Below are 26444 nucleotides of genomic sequence, written 5' to 3' on the forward strand. Positions count from 1 at the left end.
TTAAAGGCCGGTCGAAATATCGATCGACTGGCCGTCGATCAGGGTTACAACGGCCTTCTTGACGTTGTTGCGAACACCGGTGCGGCCACGGAAGCGCTTCACCTTGCCCTTGCGGACCAGGGTATTCACGGCCTTGACCTTGACCGAGAAGAGCTGCTCGACGGCGGCCTTGATCTCGGTCTTGTTGGCGTCGATGGCAACATCGAAGACGACCTGATTGGCTTCCGAAGCCATGGTCGACTTTTCCGTCACGACGGGGCTACGGATGATGTCGTATGCGGCAAGCTTGTTCATGCGAACCTCGCTTCCAGCGCTTCGAGCGCTGCCTTGGTGAGGACGAGCTTGTCACGCTTCAGGATCGACACCACGTTGATCCCCTGCACCGGCAGCACGTCGATATTAGGGATGTTGCGGGCGGCCAGAGCGAAGTTCTGGTCGACATTCGCGCCATCGATGATCAGGGCATTCGCCCATTCCAGCTTGCCGAAAGCGGTCCGCAGAGCAGCCGTCTTGGCTTCCTTCTGGGCAACGCTGTCGATGACGATCAGCGAGCCCGCCTTGGCCTTGGACGACAGGGCATGCTTCAGCGCCAGAGCGCGGACCTTCTTGGGAAGGTCGATCGCATGGCTGCGCGGCGTCGGGCCGAATGCACGGCCGCCACCACGGAACTGCGGCGCCTTGCGGTCGCCGTGACGAGCGCCGCCCGAACCCTTCTGCTTCACGAACTTCTTGCCCGTGAGCGCGCCTTCCGACCGGTTCTTCACGTCATGCGTGCCGGCCATGGCCTTGAGCTGCTGGTAGCGAACCATGCGGTGCAGAATGTCGGGGCGAACCTCAAGACCGAACAGGTCTTCCTTGAGTTCAACCTTGCCGGCAGACTTGCCGTCGAGAGTGGTTACCTGGAGTTCCATTTACTTCACTTCTCCCGCAAGGGCGGCCTCGAACGAGCCGGGAAAGGCAACGTTCGCGGGAGCCGGCTTCTTGACGGCATCCTTGATCATGATCCAGGCGCCCTTGGCGCCCGGGACCGAACCCTGGATCATGATCAGACCACGTTCCACGTCGGTCTTGACGACCTTGACGTTCTGCGTGGTGATGCGACGATCACCCATATGGCCCGGCATCTTCTTGTTCTTGAAGGTGCGGCCCGGATCCTGGCTCTGACCGGTCGAGCCGATCGAGCGGTGCGACACGGACACGCCGTGCGAAGCACGCAGACCACCGAAGTTCCAGCGCTTCATGCCGCCGGCAAAACCCTTACCGATGGAGGTGCCGGTCACGTCGACCAGCTGGCCATCGGCGAAATGGTCGGCCTTGAGCGTCGCGCCGACCTCGATGAGGTTGGCTTCATCGACGCGGAACTCGGCCACGTGACGCTTGGGCTCGACCTTGGCGACGGCATATTGCCCACGCTCGGCCTTGGAGATGTTCTTCGGCTTGGCCTGGCCAGCGCCAAGCTGCAGCGCAACATAGCCGTCCTTCTCGACGGTACGCTGGCCCACCACCTGACAGTTCTGCAGGCTCAGCACCGTCACGGGGACGTGCGAGCCGTCCTCTGCGAAGATGCGGGTCATCCCCAGCTTCTGTGCGATCAATCCAGAACGCATCGGTTTTACCTTCTCATTTGGCGCACTGCCGGGTCATGGTTTCAGAGGACCCTTTTCGCGGCAGGCGCGGAAACTCTTGTAGTCCTTAGGCCTTAGAGCTTGATTTCGACGTCGACGCCGGCGGCGAGATCGAGCTTCATCAGTGCATCGACCGTCTGGGGAGTCGGGTCCACAATGTCCAGCAGACGCTTGTGGGTCCGGATCTCGAACTGCTCGCGAGCCTTCTTGTCGATATGCGGCGAGCGGTTGACGGTGAACTTGTCAATGCGGGTCGGCAGCGGGATCGGCCCGCGCACCTGCGCACCCGTACGCTTGGCAGTGCTGACGATCTCGCGGGTCGAGCTATCGAGCACGCGATGGTCAAACGCCTTGAGGCGGATGCGAATATTCTGACCGTTCATCTTCTCAAATCCTGACAAAATGGATCGCGGCGCGCTCAGTCGCGCGCCGCGAAAGTCTCTAGGACGATTACTTCAGGATCTTCGCGACGACGCCGGCGCCGACGGTGCGGCCACCTTCACGAATAGCGAAGCGGAGCTTCTCTTCCATGGCGATCGGCACGATGAGCTGAACGTTCATGTTGATGTTGTCGCCCGGCATAACCATCTCAGTGCCTTCCGGCAGGGTCACGATGCCGGTCACGTCGGTGGTGCGGAAGTAGAACTGCGGACGGTAATTGCCGAAGAACGGAGTGTGACGGCCGCCTTCTTCCTTGGTGAGGATATAGGCCTCAGCAACGAAGTCGGTGTGCGGGGTCACGGAACCGGGCTTGCAGAGCACCTGGCCGCGTTCCACCTGGGTGCGGTCGACACCACGGATCAGCGCACCGATATTGTCGCCAGCTTCACCCGAATCGAGCAGCTTGCGGAACATTTCGACGCCGGTAACGGTGGTCTTCTGGGTGTCCTTGATGCCGACGATTTCGACTTCTTCGCCAACCTTGACGATACCGCGCTCGACACGGCCGGTCACCACGGTGCCGCGACCCGAGATCGAGAACACGTCTTCGATCGGCATCAGGAACGGCAGGTCGATCGGACGCTCCGGCTGCGGGATGTAAGCGTCAACGGCTTCCATCAGCTTGAGAACGGCGTCGTGGCCGAGTTCCTTGTTGCTGTCTTCGAGGGCGGCAAGGGCCGAACCGCGAATGACCGGAATGTCGTCGCCCGGGAATTCATAGGACGAGAGCAGTTCACGGACTTCGAGTTCAACGAGCTCGAGCAGTTCCGGATCGTCGACCATGTCGCACTTGTTCAGGAACACCACCAGGGCCGGCACGCCAACCTGACGGGCAAGCAGGATATGCTCGCGGGTCTGGGGCATCGGGCCGTCGGCAGCGGACACGACCAGGATCGCGCCGTCCATCTGGGCGGCACCGGTGATCATGTTCTTCACATAGTCGGCGTGGCCCGGGCAGTCGACGTGAGCATAGTGACGGTTGGCCGTCTCGTACTCGACGTGCGAGGTGTTGATGGTGATGCCACGGGCCTTTTCTTCAGGCGCGTTGTCGATCTGGTCGTAACCGCGAGCGGTCGCGCCGCCGGCCTCGGCCAGCACCTTGGTGATCGCTGCGGTCAGCGAGGTCTTGCCGTGGTCAACGTGACCGATGGTGCCGATATTGCAGTGCGGCTTGGTGCGGGAAAACTTTTCCTTTGCCATCGCTTTTCTCCAAATTCGTCAGCGCAATCGCCGACATTCAGTTGAGTTTATTAGCTTGCGCTGTTGTTAGGCGTATTTGGCCTGGACTTCGTCAGCGACAGCCTGCGGAACCTGCTCGTAGTGATCGAACGTCATCGTGTATTGAGCACGACCCTGGCTCATGGAGCGCAGCGAGTTCACATAGCCGAACATGTTTGCAAGCGGCACGAACGCATTCACGGTCTGGACGACACCACGGCTTTCAGTGCCCTGGATTTGCCCACGCCGCGAGTTGAGGTCGCCGATGACGTCGCCCATGTAATCGTCTGGCGTCGTAACTTCAACCTTCATGATCGGCTCGAGGATTTTCGGACCGGCTTCGCGCAAGGCTTCGCGGAAGCCCGCACGGCCGGCGATCTCGAAGGCCAGGACCGAGGAGTCCACGTCGTGATAGGCACCATCGACGAGGGTAACCTTCACGTCCACGACCGGGAAGCCGATCAGCGGGCCTGCGCCCATCACCGATTCGATACCCTTGCTGACGCCCGGGATATATTCCTTCGGCACCGAGCCGCCAACGATGGCGTTGACGAATTCCAGACCCTTGCCGGCTTCACCCGGCTCGACGATGATCTTGATGCGGGCGAACTGGCCCGAACCGCCGGACTGCTTCTTGTGAGTGTAGTCCTTCTCGGTCTTCTTGGTGATGGTCTCACGGTAAGCCACCTGCGGCTGACCGATATTGGCCTCCACCTTGAACTCGCGCTTCATGCGGTCGACGAGAATGTCGAGGTGCAATTCGCCCATGCCCGAGATGATGGTCTGACCCGATTCCTCGTCGGTCTTGACGCGGAAGGACGGATCTTCGGCGGCCAGGCGATTGAGGGCGAGGCCCATCTTTTCCTGGTCGGCCTTGGACTTCGGCTCGACGGAAATGTCGATAACCGGGTCCGGGAAGATCATGCGCTCCAGGATGACCTGCGAGTTCGCCGGCGCCAGCGTATCGCCGGTCGTCGTGTCCTTGAGGCCCACGATGGCGACGATATCGCCGGCAAAGGCCTCGGTAATCTGCTCGCGGCTGTTGGAATGCATCTGGAACATGCGGCCAACGCGCTCGCGCTTGCCCTTCACGGTGTTCTCCAGCTGCACGCCGGATTCGAGGTGACCCGAATAGATGCGGCAGAAGGTCAGCGAGCCCATATGCGGGTCGTTGGCGATCTTGAAGGCCAGCATCGAGAGCGGCTCGCTGTCGTCGGCATGACGCTCGATCGGCTCTTCGGTCCTGGCGTCGATACCCTTGATCGCCGGAATGTCGGTGGGCGCCGGCAGATAGTCGATAACGCCGTCGAGCAGGGGCTGAACGCCCTTGTTCTTGAAAGCCGAACCGGCAAAGACCAGGAAGAACTTGGTCTCCAGCACGCCCTTGCGCAGCAGGCGACGGATGGTGTCGTTGTTCGGAACCTCACCATTGAGGTAGGCTTCCATGGCCGCGTCGTCCATTTCGACGGCAGCTTCAACCAGCTGCTCGCGGAACTTCTCGGCCTTTTCCTTGAGGTCGGCCGGGACTTCGACGACATCCCACTGCGCGCCGAGCTCCTCGTTGCGCCAGACCATCCCCTTCATTTCGATCAGATCGACGACGCCCTTGAATTCGGTCTCGGCGCCGATCGGCAGCTGAACCGGAATCCCCTTCGCACCCAGGCGGGTACCGATCATTTCCACGCAGCGGTAGAAGTCGGCACCGACCTTGTCCATCTTGTTGACGAAGATCAGGCGCGGAACATCATACTTGTTGGCCTGGCGCCAGACGGTTTCCGTCTGCGGCTCCACACCGGCATTGGCATCGAGCAGAGCCACGGCGCCGTCCAGCACGCGCAGCGAGCGTTCGACTTCGATGGTGAAGTCCACGTGTCCGGGCGTGTCGATGATGTTGAAGCGGTGCTGTACGCCATCGCGCGACTTCCACGACGTGGTGGTCGCGGCCGAAGTGATGGTGATGCCGCGTTCCTGCTCCTGCGCCATCCAGTCCATGGTGGCCGAACCGTCATGGGTCTCGCCCATCTTATGGTTCTTGCCGGTATAGTAGAGGATGCGTTCGGTCGTAGTGGTCTTACCGGCATCAATGTGCGCCATGATGCCGAAATTGCGGTAGAGATTGATCGGAATATCGCGAGCCATTGGGCGCTCCTGCTACCAGCGGTAGTGCGAGAAGGCACGGTTGGCGTCAGCCATACGGTGCGTATCTTCGCGTTTCTTGACGGCCTGACCGCGGCCGTTCATCGCATCCATGAGCTCGCCGGAAAGGCGCTCGCGCATGGTGTTCTCGCCGCGCTTGCGGGCGGATTCGATGAGCCAGCGGATGGCCAGGGCCTGCTGACGTTCGGTGCGGACTTCAACCGGAACCTGATAGGTCGCACCGCCGACGCGGCGCGAACGCACTTCGACGGCCGGACGGATATTATCCAGCGCGCCATGGAACACGGCGATCGGGTCCTGCTTGGTCTTGACCTCGACGATGTCGAAAGCGCCATAGACGATCGACTCGGCAGCCGACTTCTTGCCGTCCTGCATCAGGTAATTCATGAACTTGGAGACGACGAGATCACCGAATTTGGGATCGGGAATAACGTCACGCTTCTCTGCGCGGTGGCGACGGGACATGACTCAAATCTCCTTACTTAGGACGCTTCGCGCCATAGTGCGAACGGCGCTGCTTGCGGTCCTTCACGCTCTGCGTATCGAGAACGCCGCGCAAAATGTGGTAACGAACGCCCGGCAGGTCGCGTACGCGGCCACCACGGATGAGCACCACGGAGTGCTCCTGCAGGTTGTGGCCCTCACCCGGGATATACGAAATCACTTCGCGCTGGTTGGTCAGGCGAACCTTCGCCACCTTGCGCAGAGCCGAGTTCGGCTTCTTCGGGGTCGTCGTGTACACACGGGAGCAGACGCCGCGCTTTTGCGGGTTGGCTTCCATGGCCGGAACCTTGTTCCGCTTTGGCTTGCTGGCGCGTGGCTTGCGGATCAGCTGATTAATGGTGGGCATTGCGCTCTTTCCATTGGTCCAAAATTATACGGTCTACACAAGCAAACCAAAGCGGCGCTCACCCGACCCCTGCAGGGATTCGGCAGCGCCTCAGTTGCAGCGGACCACGCGCCTTTCAGCAGCGGTCATGCGCACAAGGATTTGCTTCGTCTAACTACCCGACAGTGTGTTTGATTGCCCTGGATTCCCGCGCTAGTTGGCAGGGACCCGGCGTGACAATCACGACCGACCGCTAAGGTAGGCGCTGTTTAGAGCCGAAGACTCGCCGCGTCAAGGATTCTTTCTTGAAATATCCGAAGGAGAGCCATGCGTTTCCGGCACTTCGGCGCAAAAGGCCGCAAAACCGAAACTGGACGGAGTTGATAATATCCGTTCGGCCGGGAGGATTCCCCTGCCCTGCCCCTTCCGCCGGCCCTTCGCTGGCGCGGACAAAGAAAAGGGGCCCGAAGGCCCCTTCCCCAATTCGTTTCGCAACCAGGCGCCTTATTCGGCCGCCGGCGCCGCAATGGCGGCGGTTTCGGCCTGGCGGCGGCGCTCGTCCAGGATCAGATCGTCGCGCTTGGCAGCGATCTGCTTGGCCTTGGACTGGCCGGCGCCGGTACCGGCCGGAATCAGGCGGCCGACAATGACGTTCTCCTTGAGACCTTCCAGAAGGTCGGCCTTGCCGGAGACGGCAGCCTCGGTGAGCACCCTTGTGGTTTCCTGGAACGAGGCGGCGGACACGAAGGAACGGGTCTGCAGCGACGCCTTGGTGATGCCGAGCAGCACCGGATTGGCGGTTGCCGGCTTCTTGCCGTCAGCCACCAGGGTGTCATTGAGCTCGTCGAAGTCGAGCTTGTCGAGCTGCTCGTCCTTGAGCAGGCCGGATTCGCCCGGATCGACGATTTCGACCTTTTGCAGCATCTGCCGGACGATCACCTCGATGTGCTTGTCGTTAATCAGCACGCCCTGCAGGCGATAGACTTCCTGGATCTCGTTGACGAGATAGCGCGCCAGTTCCTCGACGCCCTTAATGGCAAGGATGTCGTGCGGAGCGGGATTGCCGTCCAGGATGTATTCGCCTTTCTCGATGGTGTCGCCTTCCTGGAGATGGAACGGCTTGCCCTTCGGGATCAGGTATTCGACCGGGCTTGCACCATCCTCATTCGGCTCGATGACGATGCGGCGCTTGTTCTTGTAGTCGCGACCGAAACGGATCGTGCCATCGATCTCGGCGATGATGGCGTGATCCTTCGGACGGCGGGCCTCGAACAATTCAGCCACACGCGGCAGACCGCCGGTGATGTCCTTGGTCTTGGCGCTTTCCAGCGGAATACGCGCGAGAACGTCACCCGGAGCGACCTTTTCACCCGGCTCGACGGCGATAACCGCATCCACCGAGAGCAGGTAGCGAGCGTCGCCGCCGCGTTCCACCTTGGCGATGTCGCCGCCGCGGGCGATGGCGAGCGCCGGCTTGAGCCCGTCGCCACGCTGGTTGCCGCGCCAGTCGATGACCACGCGCTTGGTGAAGCCGGTGGCCTCGTCGGTGTTTTCCGCAACGGAAGCGCCGTCGACCAGATCCTCGAACACCACCTCGCCTTCGACCTCGGCGAGGATCGGACGGGTATAGGGGTCCCATTCGGCGAGGCGCTGGCCGCGGCGGACGCTGTCGCCCTCCTTCACCAGCAGCTTGGAGCCATAGGTGACCTTGTGGGTCGCCCGCTCCTTGCCTTCGCTATCGACGATGACCAGGGCGACGTTACGGGCCATGACGACCTGCTTGCCGCCTTCGGTCGTCGCCAGGTTCGGATTGCGAACCTCGATCTTGCCTTCGGCGCCGGCCTCGAGGAACGAGGAATCGACCACCTGCGCCGTGCCACCGATATGGAACGTGCGCATGGTGAGCTGGGTGCCGGGTTCACCGATCGACTGCGCGGCGATGACGCCGACAGCTTCACCGATATTGACCGGCGTGCCGCGCGCCAGGTCGCGGCCATAGCACGATGCACAGCAGCCCTGACGCAGATCGCAGGTCAGCGGCGACCGAATGCGGATCGACTGGATGCGAGCCTCTTCGATCACGTCGACATGCTTCTCCTCGAGCAAGGTGCCCTTGGGAGCGATCAGGTCGCCGGTCAGCGGATGGAACACATCGTCGGCGGTGGTGCGGCCCAGCACGCGCTGGCCGATGGAAGCCACGACCTGGCCGGCATCGACGATCGGCTCCATGGTGAGGCCACGCTCGGTGCCGCAATCCACTTCGACGATGATCGCGTCCTGCGCCACGTCCACCAGGCGACGGGTCAGGTAACCCGAATTGGCGGTCTTCAGAGCAGTATCGGCCAGACCCTTGCGGGCGCCGTGGGTGGAGTTGAAATACTCCAGCACGTTGAGGCCTTCCTTGAAGTTCGCGGTGATCGGCGTCTCGATGATCGAGCCGTCCGGCTTGGCCATCAGGCCGCGCATGCCGGCAAGCTGCTTCATCTGGGCCGGCGAACCGCGGGCACCGGAATGGCTCATCATATAGACGGAGTTGATCGGCTTCTGACGGCCGCTCTCCTCGTCGATCTGCACCGTGCGGATCGCCTCCATCATTTCCTCGGCGACCCGGTCGCCGCACTTGGCCCAGGCGTCCACGACCTTGTTGTACTTCTCGCCCTGAGTGATCAGGCCGTCATTGTACTGCTGCTCGAATTCCTCGACCAGCTTACGGGTCTCTTCCACGATCGTGTACTTGGACGCGGGGATGACCATGTCGTCCTTGCCGAACGAAATGCCGGCATCGCAGGCGTTCTGGAAACCGAGCTGCATGACGCGGTCGCAGAAAATGACCGTCTCCTTCTGGCCGCAACCGCGATAAACGGTGTCGATCATCTTGGAGATCATCTTCTTGGTCATCAGCTGGTTCGCGGTCGCGAACGGCACGGCCGCGCTCTCGGGCAGGATCTGCCCGATCAGCATGCGGCCCGGGGTCGTTTCCACGATCTCGGTGGTCCGCTGACCGTTCTCGTCCCAGGCTGCCACGCGAGCCTTGATCTTGCTGTGGAGGGTGACGACCTTGTTGTCCAGCGCATGTTCGAGTTCGGCATAAGAACCGAACGCCATGCCTTCACCCGGCTCATTGTCGCTCATCAGCGACAGGTAATAGAGCCCCAGCACGATATCCTGCGACGGCACGATGATCGGCTGGCCATTGGCCGGATGCAGGATGTTGTTGGTCGACATCATCAGAACGCGCGCTTCCAGCTGCGCTTCGAGCGACAGCGGAACGTGCACGGCCATCTGGTCGCCGTCGAAGTCGGCGTTGAATGCCGAGCAGACGAGCGGGTGCAGACGGATGGCCTTGCCCTCGATCAGGATCGGCTCGAAGGCCTGGATGCCGAGACGGTGCAGCGTCGGCGCGCGGTTCAGCAGCACCGGGTGCTCGCGGATCACCTCGTCCAGGATATCCCAGACCTCGGGCTTTTCCTTTTCGACCAGCTTTTTCGCCTGCTTGACGGTCGAGGAGAAACCCTTGGCCTCAAGGCGCGAATAGATGAACGGCTTGAACAGTTCGAGCGCCATCTTCTTGGGCAGGCCACACTGATGCAGCTTCAGGTTCGGACCCACGGTGATGACCGAGCGACCCGAATAGTCGACGCGCTTGCCCAGCAGGTTCTGGCGGAAGCGGCCCTGCTTGCCCTTGAGCATGTCGGACAGCGACTTCAGCGGACGCTTGTTGGCACCGGTAATGGTGCGGCCACGGCGGCCATTGTCGAACAGCGCGTCCACAGCTTCCTGCAACATGCGCTTTTCGTTGCGGATGATGATATCCGGCGCCCGCAGCTCGATCAGGCGCTTCAACCGGTTGTTGCGGTTGATGACGCGGCGATAGAGATCGTTGAGGTCGGAGGTCGCAAAGCGCCCGCCATCCAGCGGCACCAGCGGGCGCAGCTCGGGCGGAATGACCGGAATCACGGTCATGATCATCCATTCGGGCTTGTTGCCCGAAACGATGAACTGCTCGACGATCTTGAGGCGCTTGGCCAGCTTCTTCGGCTTCAGCTCGGTGGTCGCCTCGGCGATTTCCACCCGTAGGTCGGCGGCGATCTTTTCCAGATCGAGGCCGATCAGCAGGTCGCGGATGGCCTCGGCGCCGATCTTGGCGGTGAAGGTGTCAGCGCCGTATTCGTCCTGGGCATCCAGATATTGCTCTTCGGTCAGCAGCTCGTTCGTGGTGAACGGCGTCAGGCCGGCATCGAGGACCACGTAGTTCTCGAAGTAGAGAATGCGTTCGATATCCTTCAGCGTCATGTCGAGCAGCAGGGCAATGCGGCTCGGCAGCGACTTCAGGAACCAGATATGGGCGACCGGAGCGGCCAGTTCGATATGGCCCATGCGCTCGCGGCGAACGCGGCTCAGGGTGACTTCCACACCGCACTTTTCGCAGATGACGCCCTTGAACTTCATGCGCTTGTACTTGCCGCACAGGCATTCATAGTCCTTTACGGGACCAAAGATGCGCGCGCAGAACAGTCCGTCACGCTCGGGCTTGAACGTGCGGTAATTGATGGTCTCGGGCTTCTTGATCTCGCCATAGGACCAGGAAAGGATTTTTTCCGGCGACGCGATCGAGATTTTCATCTGATCGAAAGTCTGCACGGGAATGGCCGGGTTGAACGGGTCCATGACGTGGGAATGGTGATTCATCTGTTCTCTCCTCTATCCGCCCGGACCGCAGCCACGCTGCTGATCCGGCCGGAAGGTGAATGGGATTGGAAGTGCCGGATTATTCCGCCGCTTCCTGAGGAGGCGCGAGTTCGCCCTCGGCTTCATTGGCCGGAGCCGCCAGCTCGCGGTTCTCAAGTTCGACATTGAGACCGAGCGAACGGATTTCCTTGACCAGGACGTTGAAGCTTTCCGGGATACCCGCTTCGAAGGTGTCGTCGCCACGCACGATGGCCTCGTAGACCTTGGTGCGGCCGGCCACGTCGTCCGACTTGATGGTGAGCATTTCCTGCAGCGTATAGGCGGCGCCATAGGCTTCGAGTGCCCACACTTCCATTTCGCCGAAGCGCTGACCGCCGAACTGCGCCTTGCCACCCAGCGGCTGCTGCGTGACGAGCGAATAGGGGCCGATGGAACGCGCGTGGATTTTGTTGTCCACCAGGTGGTCCAGCTTGAGCATATAGATATAGCCCACCGTCACCTGACGGTCGAACTGCTCGCCCGTGCGCCCGTCATAGACGGTCGACTGGCCCGAGGACTGAAGTCCTGCCCGCTCCAGAAGCTCGACGATATCGGCTTCCTTGGCGCCATCGAACACCGGAGTGGCGATCGGCACACCCTTGGACAAATGCTCGCCCAGGCGGACCAGACCGTCATCGTCGAGTTGGGTGATCGACTCGTCATTGGCGAAGAGCTCGCCGATTTCGAGACGCAGCGGCTTCAGGTCGCCCTTGGCATGATAGGCGCGGACCATCTCGTCAATCTTCTTGCCCATGCCGGCACAGGCCCAGCCCAGATGGGTCTCGAGGATCTGGCCAACGTTCATGCGCGACGGCACGCCGAGCGGGTTCAGCACGATGTCCACCGAAGTACCGTCTTCGAGATACGGCATGTCTTCGACGGGCACGATGCGGGAAACCACACCCTTGTTACCGTGACGGCCGGCCATCTTGTCACCCGGCTGGATCTTGCGCTTGGTGGCGATGAAGACCTTGACCATCTTCATCACGCCCGGGGGGAGTTCGTCGCCGCGCTGCAACTTGTCGACCTTGTCGATGAAGCGCTGCTCGAGCAGACGGCGGCTCTCCTCGTATTGGGCGTGGAGGGCTTCCATCTCGGTCATGACCTTGTCGTCTTCGACCGCGAACTGCCACCACTTCGAACGCGGCTGGCCCTCGAAGATGGAATCATTGAGCTTGGTGCCGACCACATAGCCCTTCGGACCCGCCGTGGCGGCCTTGCCGAACAGCATTTCCTTGAGGCGGGCATAGACGTTGCGGTCGAGGATCGACTGCTCGTCGTCGCGGTCCTTGGCGAGGCGTTCGATTTCCTCGCGCTCGATGGCCATGGCGCGCTCGTCCTTGTCGATGCCATGACGATTGAAGACCCGCACCTCCACGACCGTGCCCGCATCGCCCGGGGGCACGCGCAGCGAGGTATCGCGAACGTCCGAAGCCTTTTCACCGAAAATGGCGCGGAGGAGCTTTTCTTCCGGCGTCATCGGGCTTTCGCCCTTGGGAGTGATCTTGCCGACCAGGATGTCGCCCGGCATGACTTCGGCGCCGATATGAACGATACCGGCTTCGTCGAGGCTCTTCAGCGCTTCTTCCGAGACGTTCGGAATATCGCGGGTGATTTCCTCGGGGCCAAGCTTGGTGTCGCGGGCCATGACTTCATATTCCTCGATATGGATCGAGGTGAACACGTCCTGCATCGCGATCTTCTCGGAGAGCAGGATGGAGTCTTCGAAGTTGTAGCCGTTCCAGGGCATGAAGGCGACGAGCACGTTGCGGCCGAGAGCGAGGTCGCCCAGTTCGGTCGAGGGCCCATCGGCGATGATGTCGCCGGAATTGATGTGGTCGCCCACCACCACCAGCGGCCGCTGGTTGATGCAGGTCGACTGGTTCGAGCGCTGGAACTTCATCAGATTGTAGATGTCGACGCCCGACTTCGAGGCGTCGGTTTCTTCCGTGGCGCGAATGACGATACGGGTAGCGTCCACCTGGTCCACGACACCGGTGCGCTTGGCCACGATGGCGGCGCCGGAATCGCGGGCTACGACCGCTTCCATGCCGGTGCCGACATAAGGCGCCTCGGCCCGCAGCAGCGGCACGGCCTGACGCTGCATGTTCGAGCCCATCAGGGCGCGGTTGGCGTCGTCGTTTTCAAGGAATGGGATCAGCGAGGCGGCAACGGACACCATCTGCTTGGGCGAAACGTCCATCAGGTCGACGTTTTCCTTGGGCGTCAGGCCGTTGTCGCCGGCATGGCGCGCCACGACCAGATCGTCCTGCAGCGTGCCGTCCTTGTTGAACTGCACATTGGCCTGGGCGACGAAGTGCTTGGCCTCTTCCATGGCGGAGAGATAGACCACGTCCTCGGTCAGCTTGCCGTCGACGATCTTGCGGTACGGGGTTTCGATGAAACCGTACTTGTTGACGCGGGCAAAGGTCGAGAGCGAGTTGATCAGGCCGATATTGGGCCCTTCCGGCGTCTCGATCGGGCAGATGCGGCCATAATGGGTCGGATGCACGTCGCGGACTTCGAAGCCGGCGCGCTCGCGGGTGAGCCCGCCCGGCCCAAGCGCCGAAAGCCGGCGCTTATGGGTGATTTCCGACAGCGGATTGGTCTGGTCCATGAACTGGCTGAGCTGGCTGGAGCCGAAGAACTCGCGCACCGCGGCAGCCGCGGGCTTGGCGTTGATCAGGTCCTGCGGCATCACTGTGTCGATTTCGACCGAGCTCATGCGCTCCTTGATGGCGCGCTCCATGCGGAGCAGGCCAAGGCGGTAGGAGTTCTCCATCAGCTCGCCGACCGAACGGACGCGGCGGTTGCCGAGATTGTCGATATCGTCGATTTCGCCGCGGCCATCGCGCAGGTCGACCAGGGTGCGAACGACTTCGACAATGTCTTCCTTGCGCAGCGTGCGCACGGTATCGGGCGCTTCCAGCCCCAGGCGCATGTTCATCTTGACGCGGCCGACGGCGGACAGGTCATAGCGCTCGCTGTCGAAGAACAGCGAGTTGAACATGGCTTCGGCCGTGTCGACGGTCGGCGGCTCGCCCGGACGCATCACGCGGTAGATATCGAACAGCGCGTCCTCGCGGGACTCGTTCTTGTCCACGGCCAGCGTATTGCGCAGATAGGCGCCGATGCTGATGTGATCGATATCGAGGATCGGCAATTCGTCGAAGCCGAGCTCCATCAGGGTGGCGAGCGTCTTCTCGTCGATCTCGTCGCCGGCCTCGGCATAGACCTCACCGGTCTGCAGATTGACCAGGTCCTCGGCGATATACATGCCGTAAAGGTCTTCATCGACGGCCAGCAGATGGGTGAGGCCGTTCTCGGCGAGCTTCTTGGCCTGGCGGGCCGAAAGCTTCTTGCCGCCCTCGTGCACGACGTCGCCGGTCGTGGCGTCGATCAGATCATAGCTGGGCTTGGCGCCCTTCCACTTCTCGGCATCGTAAGGAACGCGCCAGCCCTTGTCGGACTTTTCGTATTGCAGCGTGTTGTAATAGGTCGCGAGGATTTCCTCGGCATCCATGCCGAGCGCCTTGAGCAGCGAGGTCACCGGAATCTTGCGGCGGCGGTCGATGCGCGCAAAGACAATGTCCTTGGCGTCGAACTCGATGTCGAGCCAGGAACCGCGATAGGGAATGATGCGGGCGGCAAACAGCAGTTTGCCCGAGGAATGGGTCTTGCCCTTGTCGTGGTCGAAGAACACGCCCGGCGAGCGGTGCATCTGCGAAACGATGACACGCTCGGTGCCGTTGACGATGAAGGTGCCGTTCGGCGTCATGAAGGGCATGTCGCCCATATAGACGTCCTGCTCCTTGATGTCCTTGACCGAGCGGGCGCCGGTTTCCTCGTCCACTTCGAACACGATCAGCCGCAGCGTCACCTTGAGCGGGGCAGCGAAAGTCATATCGCGCGCACGGCACTCGTCGATGTCATATTTGGGCTGTTCGAACTCGTAGCGCACGAATTCCAGCGAGGCGGTATTGGAGAAATCGGTGATCGGGAAGACCGAGCGGAAGACGGACTGCAAGCCCTCGTCCGAACGACCGCCCTTGGGCTCGTCGACCAGCAGGAACTGATCGTAAGACGCCTTCTGGACTTCGATCAGGTTGGGCATCTCCGTGACTTCGCGGATGGATCCGAAGGACTTGCGAACCTTGCGGCGGCCGTTGAAGGTGGTAGCCATGAAAGCTCCTGTTTTAATTTGGTCGCGTTTTCCGGACGAAAAAATGGAAACCACTTTTCCGGAAAACGCTCCTTTTTGCTTGTCTCGGAGGCAGATATCCAAAGACCCGACCATCAGCCGTCGGCGCTCGGGATATATGCCCTTCGTCAATTCTCTCGGGCCTTTCGAGGGATGATTCACTAATCCCGTTCCAGGCCCGGAAACGGGATCACAGACACGTGATCAGCAGCTAAAACCCCGCATGCGGCACAGCCCGCAGCGAGGTCAACAGAGGCTTGATTGTGCCCGCGACATCCAAAATCGTCATATATTTCCGCAAATTGGCGCCTTGACCCATCCAATCGGCCCGGCGAATCGCTCCGCTAGGAAACGGAGAAGCGAAATGGCACATAAAGCGCCATTTCGCCAATTTCAAGGCAGGAACCGAAAATTACTTCAGTTCGACCTTCGCGCCGGCAGCTTCCAGCTTCTTCTGGATGTCGTCGGCTTCAGCCTTGGCGACACCTTCCTTGACGGCCTTCGGAGCGGCTTCGACCAGCGCCTTGGCTTCGCCCAGGCCGAGACCGGTAATGGCGCGGACTTCCTTGATGACGTTGATCTTGTTCTCACCGAAGGAGGTGAGGATCACGTCGAATTCGGTCTTTTCTTCAGCAGCGTCGGCCGGGGCAGCGCCACCGGCAGCAGCGGCAACGGCGACCGGAGCAGCGGCGGAAACGCCCCACTTCTCTTCCAGGAGCTTGCTCAGTTCGGAAGCTTCCAGAACGGTCAGGGCCGAAAGGTCGTCTACGAGTTTGGCGAGATCAGCAGCCATTTTGTACTCTTTTCAGTTTGGGTTCGAATGTTGAGGTAGTTTGGAACGGCCTTACGCCGCTTCGCTCTTTTCGGCGTGAGCCTTGAGGACACGGGCAATGCCCGCACCCGGCTGCACGAGGATGGAAGCGATGTTCGTTGCCGGCTGCTTGACGAGGCCTGCGAGCTTTGCGCGCAGTTCGTCCAGCGACGGCATGGTCGCCAACGCCTTGACGCCATTGGCGTCGAGCGCGGTCTGACCCATGGCACCACCGAGAATGACGAACTTCTGGTTCTTCTCGGCGAAGGCCGCTGCTATTTTCGGTGCAGCGACAGGATCTTCCGCATAGGCGATGACGGTCGGGCCGGTAAAAAGGCCCGATATATCAGCGACATCGGTTTCCTTCAGAGCGAGCTTGGCAAGGCGGTTCTTGGCGACCTTGACCTTGCCGCCAGCCTTCTTGACCTGCACGCGCAGATCGGTGAACGCAGCGACGGTCAGGCCGGTATTGTGTGCGACGACGATCGATCCAGCACCCGCAAGGGCTTCCTGGAGCGAGGCGACGACGACACGCTTTTCCGCTCTTTCCAAAGCTAGTCTCCACTAATTAGCCCCGCAGCGACAAGCACTTAGGGACCATTGGCAAATGTTGCCCCCTGCCCTTCCGGACCGGGGAACAACGGTTAATGCCTGCCAACCGGGAGCCTCGCAAAGAGACAACTGGCTTAGGTTCGAACCCATGGCCTCACGGCCAGATCGGGTCTCACCCCATCTATTGCTGGCTCCGGAATTCGGAATTAACGGCTGACGCCGGCCGGCAGTCTCGGACAGGACTTGCGTTGGCAATCCGCGCTTGACGCTAACAGACTGCTAACGTTTCGAGGGCCGAAGCCCTGCGAATCTACAGCGCCGTACCCGGCTCGACGTGAACGCCCGGGCCCATGGTGGAGCTGACGGCGACCTTCTTGACATAGGTGCCCTTGGCGCCGGCCGGCTTGGACTTCACGACGGCGTCGGTGAACGCCTTGATGTTCTGCAACAGCGCTTCCTCGGAGAAGGACACCTTGCCGACGCCGGCATGGATGATCCCGGCCTTCTCGACGCGATACTCGACCGCACCGCCCTTGGCGGCGCCGACAGCACCCTTGACGTCCATGGTCACGGTGCCGACCTTGGGGTTCGGCATCAGGTTGCGCGGGCCCAGGATCTTACCGAGACGACCGACCAGCGGCATCATGTCCGGGGTGGCGATGCAGCGATCGAAATCGATCTTGCCGCTCTGGATGGTTTCCATCAGGTCTTCAGCGCCCACGATATCGGCGCCGGCGGCCGTGGCTTCGTCGGCCTTGGCACCACGGGCGAACACGGCGACGCGAACGGTCTTGCCGGTGCCATTGGGCAGGCTGACGACGCCGCGGACCATCTGGTCGGCGTGACGCGGATCGACGCCCAGATTCATGGCGATCTCGATGGATTCGTCGAACTTGGCCGAAGCCTTGGATTTTACCAGCTTGACGGCCTCTTCGAGGCTGTAGAGCTTGTTGCGGTCGATGCCATCACGGGCAGCGGCGACCCTCTTTGCGATCTTTGCCATATCTATCAGCCCTCGACCTGGATGCCCATGGACCGCGCGGAACCGGCGATCATGGTCATTGCGGTCTCAACGTCATCGGCGTTGAGATCCTTCATCTTCTTCTCGGCGATGTCGCGCAGCTGCGCCTGCGAGAGGCTGCCGGCGCTCTCCTTGCCCGGAAGCTTCGAGCCGGACTTGAGGTCCAGCGCCTTCTTGATGAAATAGGTCACCGGCGGCTGCTTCATCTCGAAGGTGAAGCTCTTGTCGGCATAGGCGGTGATCACGGTGGGAATGGGCGAGCCCTTTTCCAGCTCCTGCGTGGCCGCATTGAAGGCCTTGCAGAATTCCATGATGTTCAGGCCGCGCTGGCCCAGGGCAGGACCGATCGGGGGCGACGGCGTGGCGGAGCCAGCCGGCACCTGGAGCTTGATATAGCCCGTAATTTTCTTAGCCATTGTTCATCCTTACAGTTTGCCCCGAAGGGCAGTTGATGCCGTGGTGCGGTTTCCTGGCGCCGGCTAAGCGCCATCCCCTTCCACGGGTTTCCGACCGAGCGAAGCCGATCGGGCTGGTCAGGCTTTTTCGACCTGACCATATTCGAGCTCCACCGGAGTGGGGCGACCGAAAATCGAGACCTCGACCTTGAGGCGGGAGCGTTCCTCGTCCACCTCTTCGACGATGCCGTTGAAGCTGGCAAAGGGACCGTCCGACACGCGCACGTTCTCGCCCACTTCGAAGCTGATGGAGGGCTTGGGACGGTCCACGCCTTCCTGCACCTGTTGCAGGATCGACATGGCCTCGCTCTCCGAAATCGGCACGGGCCTGTTGTCCGCGCCCAAAAAACCGGTGACCTTGGGGGTGGTCTTGATCAGATGGAACGCCTCGTCGGTCATGTCCATCTTGACCAGCACATAGCCCGGGAAGAACTTGCGCTCGGCATCCACCTTGCGGCCACGGCGGATCTCGACGACCTTCTCGGTCGGCACGATCACGTCTTCAAACAGGTGTTCGAGCTTCTTCTGCGCAACTTTCTGACGGATATCGTCCGCCACTTTACGCTCGAAGTTCGAATAAGCCTGAACGATATACCAGCGCTTGGCCATAAAGCGTCGCCGCTCCCAATAGATCCATAGACTGATCCGCTTAGCGGATCGACAGCAGCAAGGACACGAGCCAGGAAATGACCTGATCGGCCAGCAGGAAGAACAGGCTGGCCAGGATGACCAGCACTATGACCATGACGGTCGAGATCAGGACCTCGTTCCGGCTGGGCCAGGTAACCTTGCTGACTTCCGAGCGAACCTGCTGGAGAAACTTGATCGGGTTCGTGCGGGCCATAGATAAACAACTCGTAACTTGGTGCAAAACCAAAGGCCGCGCAGGAATCCCGCACGGCTAGAGACCGGCTATCTAGAGGCTTTGCCGGCATATTGCAACAGGCAAGCCCAGAGAATCGTCGCAGCCCGCACCCGCCAAAACCACGAAACTGTAAAGGATAAGTGCAAAACCGCGCGAATTGCTCTTGCCAGCGGCCCCGCATTGGCTTTGGATCGAAATGTGCCCAAAAAACGGCAAAGCTCATGGAGGGGAGAGCGATGTCTTTCGAAGTCGTTGGCTGCCAGCTCCTGCATTTCGGTCCGCACCGGGCGCTGCCCAACCGGATCACCGGCGCGGTACGCGTCCGTATCCGCGAGCATCTCATGGGCAATACGACGCAATATTCGCTCGATCTCAAGGTCAAGGCCGATTGCGGCCGCGTTCCGCACGATCAGGTCCGCACCGCCCTGCTCTCCCATGCCGCCCATCAATTGAACCGGCTCAAGGCGCGCCATATCGGCAAGCTGCCGGCCGCCGCCGAGTAATCGTCTTCTTTGTGATGGAACGCCGCGCCCGGCGCGTCATTGTCTCCCCAGAGGAGGAGAGAATGGCCGTCCTGATGATTCTTGGCGTCACCGCCGTCCTGGCCGCGCTTACCGCCCGGCGCACCATATTGTCCGGTCGGGGGCGGGCAATTCGACGCACAATTCCGCAGCGGCAAAACGGCTGGCCAGCAAACTGAGCGTTTCCTACGGTCATCCAATGGCCGCTATAGCGCGGCCAAGAAACCCGCTTTCCAGCGCGCGGACCCACTTGCATCGCGGCGGCTTTGGCTTTAGACACGGCCTCGCCTGAAGGGGTTTAGCTCAGTTGGTAGAGCATCGGTCTCCAAAACCGAGGGTCGTGGGTTCGAGTCCCCCAGCCCCTGCCAGGCCCGATTTTCCGATATTGTCATGTGGATGTCCGCGATAGCGTCTTGATGCCGCCGGGGCGCATCGGCGTCCGGCGCCACTCGTCACCCTCGCGCTTGACGTGAGGGGTCTGCGTGTGTCGCCGCTCCTGCAAGAGCCCTCGCGTCAAGCGCGAGGGTGACGATCGGGGGTGAAGGAGCAAGGTGCAGGATAACGCGCGCCGGCGCTCGGCTTGCTTGTCAGTTCACCGCGCTTCACACCATTGCGTCCGGCCTCACTAGAGCTCATCCTGAGCCCGTCGACGGCACGGTGCGAACCGACCCATGGTTCGACAGGCTCACCATGAGGTCTGCGAGGGCTGGGCCCGCGGGATTTTTAGACCCGCTCCAGCGCCAGGGCGATGCCCTGCCCTACGCCAATGCACATCGTTGCCAAAGCCAGCTTTTTGCCGGTGAGGTTCAGTTCCAGCGCCGCCGTGCCGGCGATGCGGGCGCCGGACATGCCTAGGGGATGGCCGAGGGCGATGGCGCCGCCATTGGGGTTCACATGAGCGCTGTCTTCGGCGATGCCCAATTCGCGCAGCACGGCGATGCCCTGGCTGGCAAAGGCTTCGTTGAGCTCCACGATGTCGAAATCGCCGGGGGCGAGGCCGAGGCGGGCGCAGAGCTTGCGGGTGGCGGGAGCCGGCCCCATGCCCATGATGCGCGGCGGTACGCCCGCCGTCGCGCCGCCGAGAATGCGGGCAATGGGGGTGAGGCCATGCTTTTTCGCCGCCGCCTCCGAGGCGACGATCAGCGCCGCCGCTCCGTCATTGACGCCGGAGGCATTGCCGGCGGTGACCGAGCCATCGGGAAATAGCGGGCGCAGCCTGGCCAGGGTCTCGACGCTGGTGCCGGCGCGCGGATGCTCATCCTTGTCGACCACGATGGGATCGCCCTTTTTCTGTGGAATGACGACCGGGGCGATTTCGCGGGCCAGCCGGCCATTGTGCTGGGCGGCGGCGGCTTTTTCCTGGCTGCGCGCGGCGAATTCGTCCTGGTCTTGCCGGCTCACCCCATAGTCCCGCGCCACGTTCTCGCCGGTCTCAGGCATGGAATCGGTGCCATGGGCCGCCCGCATCAGCGGATTGACGAAGCGCCAGCCGATAGTGGTGTCATAGATTTCGGCATTGCGGGAAAAAGCCGTCTCGGCCTTGGGCAGCACGAAGGGGGCGCGGGACATGGATTCGGTGCCCCCGGCAATCACCAGCTCGGCCTCGCCGGATTTTATGGCGCGGGCGGCGGCGATCACCGCATCCATGCCGGAGCCGCAAAGGCGGTTGATGGTGGTGCCGGTGACGCCGACCGGCAGCCCGGCCAGCAAGAGGCTCATGCGGGCGACATTGCGATTGTCCTCGCCGGCCTGGTTGGCATTGCCGAAAATGACATCGTCGACCGCCTCCCAGTCGACGCCAGTATGCGCCGCCATCAGCGCCTTGAGCGGAATGGCGCCGAGATCGTCGGGGCGGACGGCGGACAGGGCCCCGCCGAAACGGCCAATGGGCGTGCGGATATAGGCGCAGATAAAGGCTTCGCTCATGTCAAAGCTCCGGGGCGGCGAGATCGCCGATAGTGTCGGGCAGGACCAGTTCGGCGCCGGTTACCGATTGCAGCTCGTCCACGCTGATGCCGGCCAGCTTTTCGCGCAGCACGAAGCGCTGGTTCTCGATATCGACGACCGCAAGGCTGGTATAGACGCGGGTGACGCAGCCCACGCCGGTCAGCGGCAGGGCGCAGCGTTTCACCAGTTTGGGCCGGCCATCCTTGGTGACGTGATCGGTGATGACGGCGACGCGCTTGGCGCCATGCACCAGGTCCATGGCGCCGCCCACCGCCGGCACCCCCTTCGGGCCGGTGGACCAATTGGCGAGATCGCCGTTTTCGGCCACTTCATAAGTGCCCAGGATCGCCACATCCAGATGCCCGCCCCGCACCATGGCGAAGCTGTCGGCATGATGGAAGAATGCCGCGCCGGGCTTGAGACTGATCGCCTTCTTGCCGGCATTGATCAGGTCCCAATCCTCCTCGCCCGCTGCCGGGCTTTCACCGAAATTGAGCACGCCGTTCTCGGTGTGAAAAATCGCCTGCCGGCCCGGCGGCTGGAATTTGGCCACCATTTCGGGAAAGCCGATGCCCAGATTGACATAGGCCCCGTCCTCGATGTCCTGCGCGGCCCGCCAGGCGATCTGAGCGTTGGAGAGTTTCGTGCTCATGAATAGACCGCTCCTTCGCGCATCAGCGCCTCTTCCTGCCGGGCATCGGCGACCTCGACCACGCGGGTGACGAATATGCCGGGGGTGACCACCACTTCCGGGTCGATCTCCCCCGGCGCCACGATCCGGCTCGCCTGCACGATAGTGAGCGCGGCGGCAGCGGCCATCAGCGGCGAGAAATTGCGCGCCGCCTTGCGGAAAGTGAGATTGCCCAGACTATCGGCCAGTTCCGCCTTGAGGATGGTGGCATCGGCCTTGAGCCAGCGCTCCTGCACATAATGCTTGCCGTCGAACTCGGCCACCGGCTTGCCTGCCGCGACATCGGTGCCATAGCTGGCCGGCGTGTAGAAGGCGGGAATACCGGCGCCGCCGGCGCGGATGCGCTCGGCCAAAGTACCCTGCGGCACCAGTTCGAGCTCGATCTCGCCGGCCAGGTATTTTTCGGTAAAGGCGCGCGGATCGGCCGAGCGCGGGAACGAGCAGATCATCTTCGCCACCATGCCGGCATCGATCATCGCGGCGATGCCGATCCGGCCATTGCCGGCATTGTTGTTGATGAGTGTCAGGTTCTTGGGGCTGCCCGTGGCCTTGAACCGGTCGATAAGCGCGTGGATGAGCTCGATCGGCGCGCCGGAGCCGCCGAAACCGCCCACCATCAGGCGCATGCCGTCTTCGATTCCCGCCAGGGCGCTGGCGAGATCGGGGAAGGTCTTGTCCATGATGCTTTTTCCTTTTCGCAAGGCTCGCGCCGATTATGGCCCTCCCCGCTTGGCCGGCAATGGCATTTGTGCGATATGCTGCATTTGTTGACATATCGCACAAACGGGGGCGCGATGCTGGAACGGGACATTATGGGCGGGCTGGCCAAGGGCTTGCTGGCCATCGAGACTTTTACGGCGGATCGTCCGCGCCAATCCATCGCCGAAGTGTCCGCTGCGTCCGGCCTCGACCGGGCCACGGCGCGCCGCTGCCTGCTGACGCTGGCCCATCTCGGCTATGCCGATTATGATGGTAAATATTTCACCCTGACGCCCCGCATCTTGCGGCTGGGCACGGCCTGCCTCGCCAGCATGCCGCTGCCGCAAATGGTGCAGCCGCTGCTCGTCCGCCTGTCGGATGCATTGGGCGAGAGTTCCTCGGTGTCGATTCTCGATGGCGCGGAAATCGTCTATGTGGCGCGCGCGGCCCAGCGCAAGGTGATGTCCATCGCCCTGATGCCCGGCTCGCGTCTGCCCGCCTTCTGCACCTCGATGGGAAGAATCATGCTGGCGGCGCTGCCGGAAACGGAAGCCCGGGCCATTCTAGACGCTTCGCCGCTGGTGGCGCGGACGCGTTATACCAGGACCGATCCGGCCGCGGTGATGCAGGAACTCGCGGCGATCCGCAGCGAGGGCTTCGCGCTGATCGACCAGGAAGTGGAACTGGGCCTGCGCTCCATTGCCGTGCCGGTGCTCAATGCCCGCGGCATCACCCTGGCGGCGCTCAATATCGGCGTCCCCGCGACCCAGGACAGCGTGGCGGACCTTGCCACCCTCTACCTGCCCGCCATGAAACAGGTGCAAGCCGAATTGCGGGCGGTTCTGCGCTGAGAGGAGTTTGGACAAGTTCGTCGGGTTTTCCGGTCGATATGGAAGATTGCCGCGCTGCGCCGCACTTATGTGCTAAGCCGCTGGCCAACCGAGAAGGATGCGCCATGCCGACACTGTATTATGTTCAGGGCTTTCGACAGAAAGGCCGCCGGATGGAGCCGGACCAGCCGCAACAGGTCAAATCGGCGGAGGCCGCCATCGCCACGGCCGAGCGCATCGCCCCCTCGCGCGCCGGCGTCTGGGCCTATTCGGCCGATGTTGATGTCGAGGCCGACACCTATGACGAGCCTCAGGTGCTGTTCAAAGCCGGCATCCTGCCGGCGGGCGTGGCGGACTGACCCGGCCGCGGGCCAGCTTCGCAGCATCGATCCGCGTCCGGGCCGTGTTCCGGCCCGGGGCCTTCTTCAGCCATCGGCAAATGGCAGCCCCGGGATTTCACCGGGGCCACCAGATTTCAGCGCCAGACCAGCTCGCCTAGGGCGTCGTGGTCTCGGCTTCAGGGGCAGCGTCCGCATCGGGCGCGACATCCGTGGAAGGCGCCGGGACGACAGGATCGGCTTCGATCACTTCGCCTTCTTCGATCACTTCCCCGGACTCGACAACGGGCAATTCCACGGGTTCGAGTTCGCCCACCATTCTCGCACACAGCGTTGCCGTTGAGGCGACGGCGGCGGTGCTGTCGGGCATGATCGCCCAAGGGCCCGCCTCGATGAAGCCCCGGCGCTGGGTATTGCTCGAAATCGCCTTCAGCGCTTCGAGATTTTCCCGGGCATTTTCATCGGCCAGGAAATTCTGAACGCAGATTGCAGCGGCCAGATCCGTCCGGCTTGCATCCGCTGCCGCTTGCGCACTCGCCTGGGCCGATCCGCCAGTGACCCACCCTCCCCATGCAAAGCCTATGACTGCTACGACGATGCCGCCGGCTACCGCGCCGTAAGCTGCGGGCTTGATCCATTCAGGGATGTTCATGAAGGTCCGATCAGTTCGGAGATGGACGGCATCATCGCCGCCTGGCCCCAAGCTACCACGCCGTTCCGTCATTCCCTAATGAAGGCGCCGAGGTGCCGAAGAACTGGTGGCTTTTTGAAGCGAAGGAGCGACCGATGTCTCCGACTTGGCGCGGAGAATGGAGCGGGTAGCGGGAATCGAACCCGCGTATTCAGCTTGGAAGGCTGCTGCTCTACCATTGAGCTATACCCGCCCGAGGGCGAAGCCACGGCCCTCGCTTAGCAAGATCGTCCACAAGCTGGCAAGACCATGCGGCCTTCACGCCCGATAAAATGGCCATGGCGACGAAATCTTAAGGGAGAGAGGCGCTAGGGTGTTGACACCTTTGCGACAGCCCACCATAAACCGGCCCGACGAGACGCATGCGCTTCGTCTCCTGCCCGAAAATGTGGAGGGGTGGGAGAGTGGTTAAATCCATCAGACTGTAAATCTGACGCCTCAGGCTACACTGGTTCGAATCCAGTCCCCTCCACCACCGGCCCAAACGGGTTTTGATTTCATTGCCCTTTCTACCGCTGATTTGGCTAACCTTTCCATTAGCCATTCTTGCGTTCGCGCCATACCCTCGCGCCATGCCGTTCGCGATTTTGTGTCAACGGCTTCCATTTGCCTTCATCCCTATCAATAACGACGCCGCTTGGTCATCACGTGTTATCCTTTGCTCGGCATCCTCCCTTCGGAAATGAGGGTTCGGGTATGCCAAAGAGTGCAATTTGGGCGCTTGGCGCCGCGGTGATCTTAGGCGCCGGGTACATAGTTGTCGGTAGCTGGCAAGCGGCCAACTTGCTGGACGGCACACTTCGCGTTGGTGCGGCGACCGCACAGAACAGCGGATGGCCCGCACCCGAGAGCCCGGCTGACATCGGCTACGAGGGCGATCCTGAGAATGCCTATGGATACACCTTCCAGGATGTTGTCCTGGAAGGACAGCTCGGCAACCTCCCCGCATGGCTGATCCCCGCCAAAGAACCGAGCGCCAGCCAGCCCTGGGCGATCTTTGTGCATGGCATCGGTGGTCGACGCGAAAACGGCTACCGGTTCTTGCCCACACTTCATGAAGCCGGACTGCCGGTTCTCATGATCAGCTACCGAAATGACGGCGATGCCCCCTCTGATCCCAGCGGGCTATATGCCTTTGGCCTGACCGAATGGCAGGATCTCGAGACGGCCGTTCGATATGCGACAGATAACGGCGCTCCAACCATCATTGTGGTGGCGGAATCGATGGGCGGTGGGATCGTGGGGCAGTTCCTTCGCCAATCCGATGCGTCCAGCTCGATCTCGGCGATTATCCTCGATGCTCCGGCTATCGACTTTCGGGCCTTGATCACCGCTCAGATCGAGCGGATGAACCTCCCTCTCGCCCCGATTTTGGCACGTGGCGCACTGTGGTTCAGTGAACGATCGGTGCCGGTACGTCTGGCGGACGCGGTGACCGTAGATGAGTTCGCAGAGTTTCAGGGGCCGTTGTTTCTCTCCCACGGCTTTGCCGACAGCATCGTCCCGATCCATAGCAGCGACGATCTGGTGGCGAGGCGTGCCTATGTCACTGAATATCTGCGCACAGAGGCGGACCACATACAGTCCTGGAAAGTCAGCCCTGCCCGATACGAGGCGAGCTTAAGCGACTTTCTGGCGACGCTGGGGACGCGTTAGTAAAGTCCTCTAACCGTCGTTGTGGTCATCTCTGCCTGTCGATTGCCCACCAAACGCCCGAATGCGCCGGATGAGGCGTCCACCTGATCCTTGAACGTCCCGCTGGGAAATAGGCAAAGCTCATCAAGATAAGCCTTATTCCAGGCTCCCTATACCAGCAGGAGACAT

General features: G+C 61.8%; 24 protein-coding genes and 3 tRNA genes. 6 read left to right on the forward strand and 21 right to left on the reverse strand.

Annotation, left to right across the window (positions count from 1 at the left end):
* The 16 genes from O9Z70_RS08385 to secE all read right to left on the reverse strand — a co-directional run bounded on the left by O9Z70_RS08385 (position 1) and on the right by secE (position 18882).
* Positions 1–294: a 50S ribosomal protein L23 gene (locus tag O9Z70_RS08385; protein WP_286018371.1), complete on the reverse strand. Its 294-nt coding sequence runs from the start codon at positions 292–294 to the stop codon at positions 1–3.
* Positions 291–911, reverse strand: coding sequence for a 50S ribosomal protein L4 (rplD, locus tag O9Z70_RS08390; RefSeq protein WP_286018372.1), 621 nt, complete (start codon positions 909–911; stop codon positions 291–293). The genes O9Z70_RS08385 and rplD overlap by 4 nt, the downstream gene beginning before the upstream one ends.
* Positions 912–1607, reverse strand: coding sequence for a 50S ribosomal protein L3 (gene rplC / locus O9Z70_RS08395; RefSeq protein WP_286018373.1), 696 nt, complete (start codon positions 1605–1607; stop codon positions 912–914).
* 92 nt (positions 1608–1699) lie between these two features.
* Positions 1700–2008 carry a 30S ribosomal protein S10 gene (gene rpsJ, locus O9Z70_RS08400; protein ID WP_286018374.1) on the reverse strand — a complete coding sequence of 103 codons (309 nt, stop codon included), beginning with the start codon at positions 2006–2008 and terminating at the stop codon, positions 1700–1702.
* 67 nt (positions 2009–2075) lie between these two features.
* On the reverse strand, positions 2076–3266 hold the full coding sequence (tuf, locus tag O9Z70_RS08405; protein WP_286018375.1) for an elongation factor Tu: 1191 nt from the start codon (positions 3264–3266) through the stop codon (positions 2076–2078).
* A 66-nt stretch (positions 3267–3332) separates the two neighbouring features.
* Positions 3333–5423: an elongation factor G gene (gene fusA / locus O9Z70_RS08410; protein ID WP_286018376.1), complete on the reverse strand. Its 2091-nt coding sequence runs from the start codon at positions 5421–5423 to the stop codon at positions 3333–3335.
* 12 nt (positions 5424–5435) lie between these two features.
* Positions 5436–5906, reverse strand: coding sequence for a 30S ribosomal protein S7 (gene rpsG / locus O9Z70_RS08415; RefSeq protein WP_286018377.1), 471 nt, complete (start codon positions 5904–5906; stop codon positions 5436–5438).
* Positions 5907–5919: 13 nt separating this feature from the next.
* Positions 5920–6291 carry a 30S ribosomal protein S12 gene (gene rpsL / locus O9Z70_RS08420; protein WP_286018378.1) on the reverse strand — a complete coding sequence of 124 codons (372 nt, stop codon included), beginning with the start codon at positions 6289–6291 and terminating at the stop codon, positions 5920–5922.
* A gap of 483 nt (positions 6292–6774) precedes the next feature.
* Entirely contained in the window at positions 6775–10959 is a 4185-nt protein-coding gene (rpoC, locus tag O9Z70_RS08425; protein WP_286018379.1) for a DNA-directed RNA polymerase subunit beta', read from the reverse strand.
* 79 nt (positions 10960–11038) lie between these two features.
* Complete coding sequence (gene rpoB, locus O9Z70_RS08430) at positions 11039–15181, reverse strand: DNA-directed RNA polymerase subunit beta (protein WP_286018380.1); 4143 nt, start codon at positions 15179–15181, stop codon at positions 11039–11041.
* Between the two features lie 430 nt (positions 15182–15611).
* Positions 15612–15992: a 50S ribosomal protein L7/L12 gene (gene rplL, locus O9Z70_RS08435; RefSeq protein ID WP_286018381.1), complete on the reverse strand. Its 381-nt coding sequence runs from the start codon at positions 15990–15992 to the stop codon at positions 15612–15614.
* Between the two features lie 51 nt (positions 15993–16043).
* Entirely contained in the window at positions 16044–16562 is a 519-nt protein-coding gene (gene rplJ / locus O9Z70_RS08440; protein WP_286018382.1) for a 50S ribosomal protein L10, read from the reverse strand.
* 310 nt (positions 16563–16872) lie between these two features.
* A complete protein-coding gene (gene rplA / locus O9Z70_RS08445) occupies positions 16873–17565 on the reverse strand; it encodes a 50S ribosomal protein L1 (protein WP_286018383.1) in 693 nt (230 codons plus the stop codon).
* A gap of 5 nt (positions 17566–17570) precedes the next feature.
* Positions 17571–17999, reverse strand: a complete 429-nt coding sequence (gene rplK, locus O9Z70_RS08450; RefSeq protein WP_286018384.1) for a 50S ribosomal protein L11 — start codon at positions 17997–17999, stop codon at positions 17571–17573.
* A gap of 117 nt (positions 18000–18116) precedes the next feature.
* Entirely contained in the window at positions 18117–18647 is a 531-nt protein-coding gene (gene nusG / locus O9Z70_RS08455) for a transcription termination/antitermination protein NusG (protein WP_286018385.1), read from the reverse strand.
* Positions 18648–18687: 40 nt separating this feature from the next.
* Positions 18688–18882 (reverse strand): preprotein translocase subunit SecE, encoded by a 195-nt coding sequence (secE, locus tag O9Z70_RS08460; protein WP_286018386.1) that lies wholly within the window; start codon positions 18880–18882, stop codon positions 18688–18690.
* A 257-nt stretch (positions 18883–19139) separates the two neighbouring features.
* On the opposite strand from secE, the gene O9Z70_RS08465 reads away from it, so the two are divergent.
* Positions 19140–19406 (forward strand): hypothetical protein, encoded by a 267-nt coding sequence (locus O9Z70_RS08465; protein WP_286018387.1) that lies wholly within the window; start codon positions 19140–19142, stop codon positions 19404–19406.
* 310 nt (positions 19407–19716) lie between these two features.
* Positions 19717–19792, forward strand: a tRNA-Trp gene (locus O9Z70_RS08470).
* 355 nt (positions 19793–20147) lie between these two features.
* Here O9Z70_RS08470 and pcaF read toward each other — a convergent pair.
* Genes pcaF through O9Z70_RS08485 form a run of 3 tightly spaced genes read right to left on the reverse strand, consistent with a single transcriptional unit; the run spans position 20148 to position 22742 of the window.
* Positions 20148–21350 carry a 3-oxoadipyl-CoA thiolase gene (gene pcaF / locus O9Z70_RS08475; protein WP_286018388.1) on the reverse strand — a complete coding sequence of 401 codons (1203 nt, stop codon included), beginning with the start codon at positions 21348–21350 and terminating at the stop codon, positions 20148–20150.
* Between the two features lies 1 nt (position 21351).
* On the reverse strand, positions 21352–22023 hold the full coding sequence (locus O9Z70_RS08480; RefSeq protein ID WP_286018389.1) for a 3-oxoacid CoA-transferase subunit B: 672 nt from the start codon (positions 22021–22023) through the stop codon (positions 21352–21354).
* Complete coding sequence (locus O9Z70_RS08485) at positions 22020–22742, reverse strand: 3-oxoacid CoA-transferase subunit A (RefSeq protein WP_286018390.1); 723 nt, start codon at positions 22740–22742, stop codon at positions 22020–22022. Before O9Z70_RS08485 ends, O9Z70_RS08480 begins: the two co-directional genes overlap by 4 nt.
* Positions 22743–22856: 114 nt before the next feature.
* Between O9Z70_RS08485 and O9Z70_RS08490 the strand changes: the two genes are divergently transcribed.
* The gene (locus tag O9Z70_RS08490; protein ID WP_286018391.1) at positions 22857–23612 is read left to right on the forward strand and encodes an IclR family transcriptional regulator domain-containing protein; all 756 of its coding nucleotides are present in this window, start codon (positions 22857–22859) and stop codon (positions 23610–23612) included.
* 104 nt (positions 23613–23716) lie between these two features.
* Positions 23717–23950 carry a hypothetical protein gene (locus tag O9Z70_RS08495; protein ID WP_286018392.1) on the forward strand — a complete coding sequence of 78 codons (234 nt, stop codon included), beginning with the start codon at positions 23717–23719 and terminating at the stop codon, positions 23948–23950.
* 136 nt (positions 23951–24086) lie between these two features.
* On the opposite strand, the gene O9Z70_RS08500 is transcribed toward O9Z70_RS08495, so the two are convergent.
* Positions 24087–24581, reverse strand: a complete 495-nt coding sequence (locus O9Z70_RS08500; protein WP_286018393.1) for a hypothetical protein — start codon at positions 24579–24581, stop codon at positions 24087–24089.
* A 158-nt stretch (positions 24582–24739) separates the two neighbouring features.
* Positions 24740–24813 (reverse strand) — tRNA-Gly (locus O9Z70_RS08505).
* 197 nt (positions 24814–25010) lie between these two features.
* Between O9Z70_RS08505 and O9Z70_RS08510 the strand changes: the two genes are divergently transcribed.
* Positions 25011–25095, forward strand: a tRNA-Tyr gene (locus O9Z70_RS08510).
* A gap of 221 nt (positions 25096–25316) precedes the next feature.
* The gene (locus tag O9Z70_RS08515; protein WP_286018394.1) at positions 25317–26276 is read left to right on the forward strand and encodes an alpha/beta hydrolase; all 960 of its coding nucleotides are present in this window, start codon (positions 25317–25319) and stop codon (positions 26274–26276) included.
* The last annotated feature ends 168 nt before the right edge of the window (positions 26277–26444 follow it).

Source organism: Devosia sp. YIM 151766 (genome assembly GCF_030285925.1).
Classification (GTDB): domain Bacteria; phylum Pseudomonadota; class Alphaproteobacteria; order Rhizobiales; family Devosiaceae; genus Devosia.